At 57.9% G+C, this 12,488-nt stretch carries 11 protein-coding genes; 2 read left to right on the plus strand and 9 right to left on the minus strand.

Annotation, left to right across the window (positions count from 1 at the left end; all coding sequences use genetic code 11):
* The coding region (locus AC2FLZ_RS11845; protein ID WP_496882198.1) for a GcvT family protein at positions 1-2,122 on the plus strand (2,122 nt) is incomplete at its 5' end.
* On the opposite strand, the gene AC2FLZ_RS11850 is transcribed toward AC2FLZ_RS11845, so the two are convergent.
* From AC2FLZ_RS11850 to AC2FLZ_RS11860, 3 genes are all read right to left on the minus strand, one after another.
* The gene (locus tag AC2FLZ_RS11850) at positions 2,119-3,363 is read right to left on the minus strand and encodes a molybdopterin molybdotransferase MoeA (RefSeq protein WP_496882199.1); all 1,245 of its coding nucleotides are present in this window, start codon (positions 3,361-3,363) and stop codon (positions 2,119-2,121) included. The genes AC2FLZ_RS11845 and AC2FLZ_RS11850 overlap by 4 nt on opposite strands.
* A gap of 184 nt (positions 3,364-3,547) precedes the next feature.
* The gene (locus AC2FLZ_RS11855) at positions 3,548-4,558 is read right to left on the minus strand and encodes a D-cysteine desulfhydrase family protein (protein ID WP_480555366.1); all 1,011 of its coding nucleotides are present in this window, start codon (positions 4,556-4,558) and stop codon (positions 3,548-3,550) included.
* A 139-nt stretch (positions 4,559-4,697) separates the two neighbouring features.
* On the minus strand, positions 4,698-5,390 hold the full coding sequence (locus AC2FLZ_RS11860) for a Crp/Fnr family transcriptional regulator (RefSeq protein ID WP_480477349.1): 693 nt from the start codon (positions 5,388-5,390) through the stop codon (positions 4,698-4,700).
* A 185-nt stretch (positions 5,391-5,575) separates the two neighbouring features.
* Here AC2FLZ_RS11860 and hemA point away from each other — a divergent pair, with 185 nt between their 5' ends.
* Complete coding sequence (gene hemA / locus AC2FLZ_RS11865; RefSeq protein WP_496882200.1) at positions 5,576-6,799, plus strand: 5-aminolevulinate synthase; 1,224 nt, start codon at positions 5,576-5,578, stop codon at positions 6,797-6,799.
* A gap of 52 nt (positions 6,800-6,851) precedes the next feature.
* Here hemA and AC2FLZ_RS11870 read toward each other — a convergent pair whose 3' ends face one another.
* Genes AC2FLZ_RS11870 through AC2FLZ_RS11895 form a run of 6 tightly spaced genes read right to left on the minus strand, consistent with a single transcriptional unit; the run spans position 6,852 to position 12,270 of the window.
* Positions 6,852-7,139 (minus strand): cytochrome C oxidase subunit IV family protein, encoded by a 288-nt coding sequence (locus tag AC2FLZ_RS11870; protein WP_480606839.1) that lies wholly within the window; start codon positions 7,137-7,139, stop codon positions 6,852-6,854.
* A gap of 5 nt (positions 7,140-7,144) precedes the next feature.
* Positions 7,145-7,693 (minus strand): cytochrome c oxidase subunit 3, encoded by a 549-nt coding sequence (locus AC2FLZ_RS11875; RefSeq protein WP_480477355.1) that lies wholly within the window; start codon positions 7,691-7,693, stop codon positions 7,145-7,147.
* Positions 7,690-9,612 (minus strand): nitric oxide reductase activation protein NorD, encoded by a 1,923-nt coding sequence (locus AC2FLZ_RS11880; RefSeq protein ID WP_480606841.1) that lies wholly within the window; start codon positions 9,610-9,612, stop codon positions 7,690-7,692. The genes AC2FLZ_RS11875 and AC2FLZ_RS11880 overlap by 4 nt, the downstream gene beginning before the upstream one ends.
* A gap of 9 nt (positions 9,613-9,621) precedes the next feature.
* Complete coding sequence (locus AC2FLZ_RS11885) at positions 9,622-10,431, minus strand: CbbQ/NirQ/NorQ/GpvN family protein (protein ID WP_480477359.1); 810 nt, start codon at positions 10,429-10,431, stop codon at positions 9,622-9,624.
* Positions 10,432-10,436: 5 nt separating this feature from the next.
* Entirely contained in the window at positions 10,437-11,804 is a 1,368-nt protein-coding gene (locus AC2FLZ_RS11890) for a cbb3-type cytochrome c oxidase subunit I (protein WP_480477361.1), read from the minus strand.
* Between the two features lie 16 nt (positions 11,805-11,820).
* Positions 11,821-12,270, minus strand: a complete 450-nt coding sequence (locus tag AC2FLZ_RS11895; RefSeq protein ID WP_209597154.1) for a c-type cytochrome — start codon at positions 12,268-12,270, stop codon at positions 11,821-11,823.
* Between the last annotated feature and the right edge of the window lie 218 nt (positions 12,271-12,488).

Genomic DNA, 12,488 nt, shown 5'->3' on the forward strand with positions numbered 1-12,488 from the left:
TCAGCTGAAGCTACAGGCCGCAAAGGCCAGACTGTATGGCATGAATTTCTATGAGATCAGCATCGAAGAAGCCCAAAAGCTGAACCCGCTGGTCAATTACGACGGCATCCGTTGCGTGATGTTCGAGCCCGATGGCGGCAATGTGGACCCGTCGGGCGTGACCAACGCCTATGCGGTCGGCGCACGTCAACGCGGGGCGCAGATTCACCGTTTCACGCCGGTCACTGCAACCGAGCAGCAGGAGGATGGCAGCTGGATCGTCAGAACGCCAAAAGGCGACATCAGGACACGCTGGGTGGTGAACGCAGCGGGCCTGTGGGGGCGCGAGGTTGCGGCACTGGCTGGGATCGAGTTGCCACTGCAACCTACAGAGCACCAGTATTTCGTAACCGAATCCATGGCGGATGTGAAAAGCCACGGCACCCGCCTGCCATCTGTGTCAGACCGGGATGGCGAGTATTACTTGCGTCAGGAAGGCAACGGCCTGCTGGTCGGCGCTTATGAGAAAGACATGAGGTTCTGGGCCGAAGAAGGCACGCCGCTGGATTTTGCCCACGACCTGTTCCCTGATGATCTGGAACGGATCGAAGAGAACATGATGAACGCGATCGAACGCCTGCCTGCGGTCGGTGAAGCCGGGATCAAGCGTGTCATCAACGGCCCCATGATCTGGTCGCCGGATTCGAACGTTCTGATGGGGCCGGTGCCTGAGGTCGACGGCTATTTCTGCTGCAACGGTATCATCCCCGGCTTCTCGCAATCGGGCGGCATGGGCCTGATGGCGGCGCAGTGGATCATCGAGGGTGAAACGGAATACGACATGTTTGCCTGGGATCTGGCGCGTTTTGACAGCTGGGCCACCAAGGTGTTCACCAAAGCGCGCGTGGCAGATCAGTACAGTCATCGGTTCGCGATCCATTTTCCCAATGAAGAACGCAGCGCCGGTCGTCCGGCACGGGTTCGCCCGATCTATGAGGCGCAGAAGGTCATGGGTGCGGTTTTTGGCCTGAACGCCGGTTGGGAACATCCGCTGTGGTTTGCCGCAACGCCCGGCACCAAAGATACCAATGGCTTTACCCGTCAGAACTGGTGGGGACCGGTGGGTGAGGAATGCAGGATGTTGCGCGACCGTACCGGGATCATCGATATCTCGAACTTCGCCAAGTATCTCTGCAAGGGTCCGGGTGCGGCAGACTGGTTGAACGCCGTCTTTGCCAATACCATGCCCAAAACCGTCGGCAGATCCTGCCTGACCCCGCTGATCTCGAAACGCGGCGGTATTGCAGGCGACTTTACAGTTACCCGCGTGGCTGATGACGAGTTCTGGGTGATTGGCTCGGGCATGGCAGAGCGGTATCACAAGCGCTTCTTCAAACAGGTTCCGCTGCCTGAGGGAACCACTTTCGAAAGCAAAACCGAAACGATGTGCGGCTTTAACGTGGCCGGCCCTAGGTCCCGCGACATCCTGCAACTTCTGACCAACACATCGCTCGCAACCGAAGATTTCCCGTTCATGCGGTCCGCCAAGATTGAGCTGGCGGGAGTTCAGGTTCTTGCCCTGCGCGTCTCCTTTACTGGCGACCTGGGGTGGGAGCTGCATTGCGCCACCCAAGATCAAGCACGACTGTACAATGCCTTGATTGAGGCAGGCAAAGAGTTCGGGGCTGGCCCTGTTGGCAGCCGGGCACTGATGTCTATGCGGGTCGAAAAGGGCTATGGGTCTTGGAGCCGCGAATACAGCCCGGAGTACTGGCCGCATGAAGTGGGTCTTGATCGCCTCTGCAAATTCGAAAAGGACTTCCTCAACAAGGCAGCTGCGCAGAAAGTGTTGCAGAACCCGGCCCGGGAACACCTGGTGGTTCTACACCTGAACGAAGCGGATGTGACAGCATCTAACGCGGATGCAACAGGTGGTGAGCCGATCTTCAAGAACGGTGAAGGGATCGGCCGAGTGACCTCGGGCACCTATGGCTACACTGTCGGAATGTCGTTGGCCTTGGGATATGTAAAAAACGCCCAGCCAGGTGATGAGGTCGAGGTTATGGTTCTGGGGCGACCGCACAGGGCCACAATCCTGCATGAACCGCCCTTTGATGCCGCGGGAAAAGCGCTTAGGGCTTAAAACCGCAATAGCTCAAGGCCTTGTCCTTCGGGGTATTCCGTCACCTCTGCCGGGATGATCGCCAATCCATCCGCTTGTGCAAGCAAAGCAACACGACCACTGTAGGACGGTTCCATCAGACGCACTCGGGGCCGTCCGTCCGGTGTGTGACCGTCAATCTGAACCGGGCGATATTCCTGACGGCCCGCGGTGCGGTGCAAGGGTTCCGACAGAACTGCCTGTACGGCTGCCTGCGGGGTGTGGTGCAGACCGGCGCGGCGCGCCATCATCTGCGATCCGATTATCTGCCAGGCCACAAAAGCAGAAACCGGGTTACCTGGAAGGCCGATGTAAAGTGCACCGCCACGCCGACCAAACATGATCGGCTTGCCCGGTTTCATTGCGACTTTCATCACATCCGTCACGCCACCGATCTCAGTGAACAGACGCGGCATATGATCCTCATCGCCGACAGAAACACCACCGGTCGTGATGATCAGGTCAGAGGTTTCAGTCGCGTCCAGCAAGACCTGTTTCAAAAGCGCGGGGTCATCTTCAACCGGCCCCCGGTCCGTGAGTTCAATCCAGGGCTTCTGCAACAGCGCAAGCAGCATGTAACGGTTCGAGTTATAGATCTGCCCCGGGCCAAGGGGCTCACCCGGTTGGCGCAACTCACTGCCGGTTGAAAAGATCGCAACCTTCAGCTTGCGGAGAACCACGACCTCGCCATACCCGGCGGATGCAAGGGCTGCCACCTCGCGCGGGCCAATCTCGCAGCCGCGCCGCAGGATCGACGCTCCGGCATGAAGGTCTTCACCGGCACGCCGGATATGTTGCCCGGGCTTTGGACGGCGGCTGAAGCGAATTTGCCCCTCTACAACATCACAATCTTCCTGCATGACGATGGCGTCGTAATCAGAAGGAACAGGCGCTCCGGTAAAAATCCTCACCGCGCTGCCGACAGGTGCAGCATGAGACCCGCTGTCCCCCGCCGCGATGCGACCCTCCACCGGCATCTGGAACAGGTCGTCATCGCCAAGATCTGCGGTTCGAACCGCATAACCATCCATTGCCGAATTGTCGAAAGCGGGCATATCGACCTTGCTGAAACAGTCGCGGGCCAATATTCGCCCTATTGCAGCGGCCAAAGGCAGCGTTTCCGTTTCTGTGATCGGATCAGCAGCGGACAGGCCACGGTGCAGGGCCTCATCCACGCTCAGATACATATGCACGTGTCGATCACAGCCGCATCCATCAGCCATATCCAGCCTCCAACTCTGCGAACATATCTTCCACCCATTCTAAGGTGGGCTAGGTTCGCTCAACCGACACGACATCCGCGGTACTGTCATTGACATAGGTCACGTGTCACCGTGTGGCGCGCTTCGAAACCACGGGTTGGCTGGCTAATCGCGACTTAGTATACAGTGGCTTCTCGGATGGCTCTCAGGCCGGGATCAGCTCTTCCTGATATGCAAACAGCGCCGGTTGCCCACCCGTATGCAACAGCACAACCTTCTGACCCTGTTGAATGGTGCCGTTTTCACGTAATTCCAACAAACCCGCAAATGTTTTGGCCGAGTAGACCGGATCCAGAAAAATACCCTCGGCGCGCGCCATCAGTGCAAGCGCCTTCCGTGTGGACGGGCCTATCCGCCCATATCCAGGAGGTAATGCGCCGTCCCATGTGAGGATGTCTTTCATGACCAGAGCCGGGTCAAACTCCATCATACCCGCCAACCGTTCCAATACCTTTTGCAACCGCGCATGTTGCTGGCGACGGTCGCGGCGAACGCAGATGCCGTAAACAGGTGCCGTGTTGCCAGTCAGACGCAGCCCGGCCAGAAACCCGCCGTGGGTCGAACCGCTGCCGGATGGCACCACTGCGACGTCGAAATCGGCGATCTGATCCAGTAGTTCGGCAGCCCCGGCCACATAACCCAACGCCCCCAAGGGCGGATGATCGATGCCCAAGTGAATTACATATGGCTTTCGGCCTTCAGCGATCAGCTGATCTGCCCGCACGTGAAGGGCATTGTCGGCCCCGGCCTCGTCTTCTCCGGTATGGTAGTGCATGTGCTCGGCACCCAGAATCCGGGCCAGAAGAACATTCCCCGAGGAATAATAGTGCTCTCCCATATCGGGCACGCGCTCTTCCAATTGAAGCACGGCCTCCATCCCAAGCTTCGACGCAGCCATGGCAGCCGTGCGCACGAAATTGGACTGCACAGCTCCGGTGATCAGAATGGTGTCTGCCCCCTGTTTCTGTGCCTCACCCATATAGAACTCAAGCTGCCGGGTTTTGTTGCCGCCAAAGCTCAACCCTGTCAGATCATCCCGTTTGATCCACAGTTCCAGACCAAGCTGGTCGGACAGACGATCAAGCCGTTCGACCGGCGTGGCAGCTGTCATCAGTCTCGCGCGGGGATAACCGGCTAGTTTCTGTTCAATCGTCATGTCTGCGTTCCATCACCTCACCCATTCAGGATCGCGCCGAATAGGGCATATCCAGCAAGAATAGTAAGGATAGTGATTGCCGGAAAGATCGCAGACCGGAAATGGCCAGTTTACTGCCCAGAGAAACAGCCACACGGCTCTATTTCTCGCTCGGGTCGCTTTCCGCGTAATTCCGTAATACATCCATGTCTGCAATTTCCGCGTGGTTTCGGTTGATCTTCACCCCGACTGGTTTCAACCTCGAAAACGCTCGGCTCAGGCTTTCGGGTTTCATCCCCAGACGTCCGGCGATCAGCATCTTGTCATACGGCAGTTCAACTTCGCACTGGCCGGCATCGCTATCACACAGATTCAGCAGGAATTCCGCGACACGCTGCGCACCTGTCTGGGCCTTGAGCTGTTCGAGCTGCGCCACAAGGGAATGCAGGTGCGTGAATGTGGCCGCCAGAATCGACACGCAGATTTCCGGATCTTGCTTCATCAGCGACAGCAGCACCGGACTTGGAATGTGCATGATCTCGCAGGGAGATACCGCCTCGGCCGAAACGGGATAGGGCACATTGCGCAGCGCAACGGCTTCACCAAAGCTTTCACCGCGCGTGAAAACACTCACCACGGCTTCGGCACCGGTCGGGGAAATGCGAAACAGCTTGACCCAACCAGCCAGTACAACATGTACGGCCCTGGCTTCTTCCTCTTGCAGAAAGATTGTCTCGCCCCGGTCGTATTGCCGCCAGACGGCCTGACGCAGCAGAGTATCGACGTGTTGCTCTGGCAGGCTTCGCAAGAGCAGTGACTGCCGTGCAACTATCTTTTGTGCCTCGTGTGACAAGAAGGCAGCCCCTTATTCGTCCGTTCCGGGAACACCCCCGGATGATCAACCCCGTGACATGCTATGCCAAAGCCAGCGCGGGGGTGCCACCCTTTTCTCGGTCTCCAACTTGACTATTGTCATGTAAGGGCGCGAACCACTGGCATAGGTTCAACGAAATTTCAGTTATCCGGGGAGCACGCCAGATGGACTTCGAGCAATTTTTTAGCCACAGCCTCGACACTTTGAAAGACGAAGGCAACTACCGGATTTTCATCGACCTGCAACGCCGCTGTGGCGCGTTTCCGAACGCGCGCCAAACCGACGGACCGGTCCAGCGGGATGTGCGGATCTGGTGCTCCAATGACTATCTGGGCATGGGGCAGCACCCTTCGGTGGTCTCTGCCATGCACGACGCACTGGAACGCTGTGGAGCAGGCGCTGGCGGTACGCGCAATATCTCGGGCACCACGCATGATCACGTTCTGCTTGAGGCTGAGCTGGCCGATCTGCATGGGAAAGAAGCGGCATTGCTGTTCACTTCGGGATATGTGTCGAACTGGGCTGCTTTGGGGACATTGGCCGCGCGAATTCCCGGGCTGATCGTGTTTTCTGATGCGCTCAACCACGCCTCGATGATCGAAGGTATCCGGCATTCGCGTGCCCAGAAGGTGATTTGGAAACATAACGACCTGGCGGATTTGGACGCCAAACTGGCCGCAGCTGATCCCAACGCACCCAAGATGATCGCCTTTGAATCGGTTTATTCCATGGATGGCGATATCGCCCCCATCAAGGAAATCTGCGATCTGGCGGACAAGTACGGCGCGATGACCTATCTGGACGAGGTTCATGCCGTCGGCCTTTACGGCCCGCACGGGGGCGGAATTGCCGAACGCGAAGGATTGATGGATCGCCTGACGGTCATCGAAGGCACGTTGGGCAAAGCGTTCGGCGTGGTTGGTGGGTATATCGCAGCCTCAGCCGCGCTGTGTGATTTTGTCCGCAGCTTTGCCAGTGGCTTCATCTTCACCACTGCCCTACCCCCATCGATTGCAGCCGGCGCCGCCGCATCGATCCGGCATTTGAAGCATTCAAGTGCCGAGCGTGATTTGCAAAAAACCCGTGTGGCGCAGGTACGCGCCCTTTTGGATGCAGAAGGCATTCCGCATTTGACCAACCCCAGCCATATCATCCCGGTGAAGGTTGGCGACCCGGTGAAGTGCAAGTTCATTTCAGACACGCTGCTTGAGGAGTTTGGCATCTACATTCAGCCGATCAACTATCCCACAGTTCCAAAAGGAACCGAGCGCCTGCGGATCACACCGTCACCCGTTCATACGGACGAGGATATCGATCATCTGGTGGGCGCATTGTCGGCGCTGTGGCAGCGCTGTCAGATCGCGCGGATGCCAATGGCCGCACAATAACCTAAGCGTCCCTTTGCTTGGTAACCTGCCGCCCCTTTTGGGGCGGCTTTTTTCAGATCAGGTAAAGTGCGAAGATCACGGCAGAGAACCCCGTCAAAACTATGGTGAAACCCCGCAGCCAGCCCGGGCTTTCAGCCAGGTCCAGATATCGGGCCAGGATCACACGGGCTTTGATCAAGGCAAGGAGCAGGATACCACCTGCAATGAGTTCGCCAGGCGTTTTCATCAGGGTTAAAAGCGTTGAGGCCAGACTTAGTGCCAGAAGCACCAGCCATGCGCTGGTGAGTGAGTTCGGACGCCTCCGGAGGGAGTATTTAGCAAAAGATGAAATTGCCGACATCTTGGTTATCCCAGAAGATAAATAACGGGAAACAGCAGGATCCAGACCAGGTCAACCATGTGCCAGAACTGTGCGCCCGCCTCGATGTTACGAGGATCATCGCGCCACGCGACCAGCAGCAGAATGCCCACCCCGGCCAGAACATGCGCCGCGTGAAACCCCGTCAACAGGTAGTAGAACATGAAAAACGGGTGGGTTTCATAGGTAATGCCTTGCCCCGCCTTTCCAGCGTATTCCACGCTTTTGACAACCAGGAATGCAATCCCAAGTACAGCCGCACCTGTCAGGGCCAGCCTGGCCTTGAACCGGAATGCTGCGCGGCGCCAGTTCAGGGCCTGTGCGGCCAGATAACCAGATGTGACCAGTATTGCAGTATTGAAGGCTGCCCCTGTTCGATAAAGATGCGACTGCGCCTCGGCAAAGCCTGCAGGGTCGGTCAGGCGAACGCCCATGAACGCGATCAGCCCGGCACCAAAAACCAGCAGCTCACTGATAATCAGAACCCACATCAGCAATTCGCCCGGAAGCTCGTCGATGAAAGAAGTTTCGCTCATGCTCCGACCAGTTGGCGGTAGATCTGCGGTAGGGCCATGGTCAAGCGGTGTGGGTCAGGAATAACCGCAAACCCACCCTGTCCGAACATGCGCGGGAACCAGCTTTTGCCGGTTTTGTCGATGGTGACGCCAAAAACCGATTGCCCGGCGCGGCGTGCCTCGCGCACGGCCATGCAGGTGTCTTCAATACCGTGGCGCCCTTCGTAATGGTCAAGGTCATTGGGTTTGCCATCGGTGATCACCAGCAACAGGCGGCGTTTGCGGGTCTGGCTTGCCAAATCCTTTGAACAGTGGCGGATCGCGGCCCCAAGCCGTGTGTAATGACCGGGTCGCAGCGATGCGATACGTTGTTCAACTCTGGCGCCCATAGGCTCATCAAACCGTTTGCATCGCTGGATATAGACGCGCTGACGTTTCAGCGAACTGAAGGCATGAATGGCGAAATCGTCGCCGCAGGCGTTCAGGCCCCAGGCCAAAGCGGCCAGAGCTTCACGTTCAATGTCGATCACGGCGCGACCGGTTACGGCACTTTCAGTGGAACGGCTGACATCCAGCAGGATCGAGACTGCCAGGTCGCGCGCCTCGGGGCGGGATTGTTGCCAAATGCGGTCGTTGCTTTCGCCACTGGCCATGCGGTCAGTTTCGGCACGCACGGCGGCTTCGATATCCAGCTGGTCACCGTCCAGATGGCCGCGTGTCATCACACGACCGGGGCGCAGCGCCTCGAACTGGCGTTTGACCGCGCGGATGCGGCGGGCGGTGGCAGGGTCCTTGCCGAAGGCGGCAGCGTCGTCGCGGATATCCGCATCCGACAGCAGGACGTTGACGTGATCTGGCAGATACCGGCCCGAGCGCACGTCCCATTCGGGGTAGAGGATGCGACCGGACAGACGCTCGCGATTCACATCCTCGGGTGCCAGATCAAGGTGCAGCTTCAGCCGCGTTGGGGGGGCTTTTGATATCTGACCAAGGCCAATCTCTTCCTGATCATCGGCCGCTTTCTTGGCGTTGTCGGGATCGTCATCGTCGATGCGGCGGTTGATGTTCAGGAACTCGGCCCAGCTGAGGATGGCTTCGAACTTGTGCAGGATGAAACTGTCGCTGCGCTCGGCTTGATCCGATTTGCGACGGCGGGCGCGGTGGGTTTTCTCACCGGATTCCTCGGGCGGACCTTCGGTTTCGGGGTTTTCCACCTCGTTATGTTCGGAAAAGCCAACCGCGCGCAGTTCGGGCCATAGGGGAACCGGGCGCATAGGCTGATAGCCGCGGGGGGCGATCAGGTCCTCGTCCAGTGTCAGAAGCTGCTCGGCTTTCGCCGACAGCGGTTGAGGGTCACACAGCCTATGTTGGATAAGTTCTTCGACTGCCGCCTCAACCGGTGGCAGGTTGGGGATATCGCGCTGATGCAGCACGCCCTTGCAAAGCTCGGTGTAAAGCGGACGCAGGCCGGGGGCGTCGTCCAGGGTCGCATCAACCATGCTCTGTGCGGCGATCAGTGCGCGCAAGTCGGCGCGCAGCGGATCGTCTTCATCAATTCGTGTTCCGGCATGGGCAGCCGCAGCGGCCAGCCAGACATACAGCGCGCCGTTTGCTTCGCGGGCTGGAAAAACCGCCAGCCGGTCCGGTAGGCGCAGAACTTCACCGTCGAACGAGGCGCGTGGCATCAGTTCTGCCTCTGTCGCCAGACGACGACGCCAACCCAGACGGTGGTGTGAAACCTCGGGCGAGACCGGGCGCAACTCTACGCCCGGACCACCGCCCAGCCCTCGAAAGAGGACGGCCAGCCGCCCCGCGACCTCAGAGAGGTCGACCGCGGCTCCATCGTGCACCAGGGGTGCATCGAGGCGGCTGGCAAGGGTGTGCCACAGTTTCCCGATCGTTTCTTCGGGTTCCCATGGCTCAAAATCGATCTTGACCATCGGCCGGCCTCACCCAAAGACAGCCGTAACAAGATCGAGGAGCCCGCGTTTGATATCCTCGTCATCTGTCAGAGGTTCGATCATGGCGGCAAGGATGGCGCGGTCGGTGGACATGCCTTGTGCGATCAGTGTCGCGGCATAAACAACCAGTCGGGTGGAAACGCCTTCCTCAAGATCCTGACCCTTGAGCCCGCGCAGCTTTCCCGCCAGCCGCACCAGCGGCTTGCAACGTTCCAGCGGCAGACCGCTTTCCTGTGCAACCACTTCGGCTTCCATCTGCGCGGACGGGAAATCGAACTCCAAAGAGATGAAGCGTTGCCGAGTCGAAGGTTTCAGGGTTTTCAGGATATTCTGGTAACCGGGGTTGTACGACGCCACCAGCATGAAGCCAGGTGCGGCCTCAAGCTCTTCGCCGGTGCGGTCGATTGGCAGGATGCGCCGGTCATCGGTCAGCGGGTGCAGAACGACAGTGACGTCTTTACGGGCCTCGACCACCTCGTCGAGGTAGCAAATCGCCCCTTCGCGCACTGCGCGGGTGAGCGGGCCATCGACCCAGACGGTTTCCCCGCCTTTCAGCAGATAACGGCCAATCAGGTCGGCAGCCGCCAGATCATCATGGCAGGCGACGGTATAAAGCGGGCGGCCAAGTTTTGCGGCCATGTGGGCCACAAAGCGGGTCTTTCCGCAGCCCGTCGGACCTTTCAGCAGAACTGGCAAGTCGTTGTTATAAGCCGCGGTGAACACATCGCATTCATCGCCTTGGGGCAGGTAGAAGGGGGCGTTTGCCGCCCCCTCTTTCAGTTTTATGGAGCCATCCATATCCATTACTCCGCGGGGGTTTCAGCGGCGCCGGGTTCAATAACTTCTTTCCGGGGAACCCAGATCGAATAGATGAACAGCAGCGCACCAAGGACCACGACGATACCGGAACCCAGACGCATCCAGTAGAAGATTGCGATCTGGTCTTGTACGTCCATGAAGTAATCTCCGACCACACGTTGCATGTGCGTCTGCACGGTTCCGCCGAAGGTCAGCACGAAGGTCATAAAGACCATACCGCTGGTCATCAGCCAGAACGATCCCATGTTCAGCACCTGATTGTAAGGATCACGGTTCTTGAGGATCGGCATCGCATAGCTGAAGATCGCCAGGTTGAGGCAGACATAGGCACCGTAGAAGGCCAGGTGACCGTGGGCCGCAGTGATCTGTGTGCCGTGGGTATAATAGTTCACCCCGTGCAGCGTATGCAGGAAGCCCCAGACGCCGGCACCAAAGAAGGCAAGCGTTGCACATCCCAGAGACCATAGCAGAGCGGCCTTGTTGGGATGGTCACGACGGCCCTTCCAGACCATGACGAAGGCAAAGGCCATCATTGCGAAGAACGGGATCACCTCGAGGCTTGAGAAGATCGACCCAATCCACTGCCAGTAACCGGGGGTACCGATCCAATAGTAGTGGTGACCTGTTCCAAGAATGCCCGAGAACAGCGCGGCGGCGACAATGACATAGAGCCATTTTTCAACCACCTCACGGTCCACACCAGTCAGCTTCAGCATCAGGTAGGCCAGAATTGAGGCCATGATCAGTTCCCACACACCTTCGACCCACAGGTGGACAACATACCACCAGTATTGCTTGTCCAGGGACAGGTTGCCCGGGTTGTAGAAGGCAAACAGGAACAGCAGCGCCAGACCCCACAGGCCCAACAACAGGATATTGGTGATTGCAGTCTTCTTGCCCTTCAGAACGGTCATCGACACGTTGTAAAGGAACATCAGCGCGGCGACGACGATACCGGCCTTGACCCATTTGGGTTGCTCAAGGAACTCGCGCCCTTCTTTGCCCAGCAGCCAGTTGCCTTCGAACAGGTTGAAGACATAGGTCAGAACCACGCCCAACGTACCGACCACAAGGATGATCAGCTGCAGATAAGCCAACTTGGGCGAATGGATTTCACGCTCGGCTTCTTCCGGAATAAGGAAGTAGGCTGCACCGAAGAAGCCCAGTATCAACCAGACGATCAGCGCGTTGGTGTGCAGCATCCGCACGATGTTGAACGGCAGAAGCTCGCTCAGGAAGTTCGGGAATACATAGATGAAGCCGGCCAGCAGACCGCCGATCACCTGTATCGCGAACAGTGCCATGGCTACCGCAAAGTAGGCATAGGCGATTTTTTGGGATTCGTATTTCATTGCTCCATTCCCCTTCTCAGCCAGCCTCGTTGGGCGGCCAGTCCTGAGCGTCGATATTGTCCGTCCAGATCAGGAAGTTGGTCAGATCCCGGATCTCTTCGTCGCTGAGGTTGAATTGCGGCATCTGCCGACGACCGGGAATGCCGGTGGGTTGTGCCTCCATCCAGCCCTTGAGAGATTCAAAGGCCGATTCCGGGTCGTCCAACACGCCCCAACGTGTCATCACATTGCCGACCTCAGGGGCAAAGTACGCCCCTTCGCCAAGGATCGTGTGACAGTTGATACAGGCGTGTTTTTCCCAAACATGTTTACCCCGAACCACACTTTCGTCGAGCTTCGCGGCATTTTCAGAATTGACGATATACAGGTGTGAATGGGCTGATAGAGCCAGAAAGATGAGGATGAAGAACAGTGACCCGCCATAGAAAATATTGCGAGCCATGCTCTTTGTCATGACTTCTCGCATCGCGCTCTCCTTTGCGCAGATTAGCTAGTGCAGGCAACATGACGTGCGGGTCACAGGGCTGCCTTAACGAAAGTCAAGACTTCTAAAGTATCCTCAGGAACGAGATCAGACATCCGCAAACAGCGAAAATAACGAAATGACCTTGGGATTGCCTTTAAATCTGAGGCAATTGTGAACACTTTCGCGTCGACTTTTTGACATGAAGGACCTATTCAACC

The sequence above is a fragment of the Ruegeria sp. YKSF131 genome, assembly GCF_059612645.1.

What these genes read in the sequence shown, in the direction of transcription:
- AC2FLZ_RS11850 (WP_496882199.1), bottom strand. Translation starts at nt 3,363, where the DNA reads ATGGCTGATGGATGCGGCTGTGATCGACACGTGCATATGTATCTGAGC.
- AC2FLZ_RS11855 (WP_480555366.1), bottom strand. Translation starts at nt 4,558, where the DNA reads ATGACGATTGAACAGAAACTAGCCGGTTATCCCCGCGCGAGACTGATG.
- hemA (WP_496882200.1), top strand. Translation starts at nt 5,576, where the DNA reads ATGGACTTCGAGCAATTTTTTAGCCACAGCCTCGACACTTTGAAAGAC.
- AC2FLZ_RS11870 (WP_480606839.1), bottom strand. Translation starts at nt 7,139, where the DNA reads ATGTCGGCAATTTCATCTTTTGCTAAATACTCCCTCCGGAGGCGTCCG.
- AC2FLZ_RS11875 (WP_480477355.1), bottom strand. Translation starts at nt 7,693, where the DNA reads ATGAGCGAAACTTCTTTCATCGACGAGCTTCCGGGCGAATTGCTGATG.
- AC2FLZ_RS11880 (WP_480606841.1), bottom strand. Translation starts at nt 9,612, where the DNA reads ATGGTCAAGATCGATTTTGAGCCATGGGAACCCGAAGAAACGATCGGG.
- AC2FLZ_RS11885 (WP_480477359.1), bottom strand. Translation starts at nt 10,431, where the DNA reads ATGGATGGCTCCATAAAACTGAAAGAGGGGGCGGCAAACGCCCCCTTC.
- AC2FLZ_RS11890 (WP_480477361.1), bottom strand. Translation starts at nt 11,804, where the DNA reads ATGAAATACGAATCCCAAAAAATCGCCTATGCCTACTTTGCGGTAGCC.
- AC2FLZ_RS11895 (WP_209597154.1), bottom strand. Translation starts at nt 12,270, where the DNA reads ATGCGAGAAGTCATGACAAAGAGCATGGCTCGCAATATTTTCTATGGC.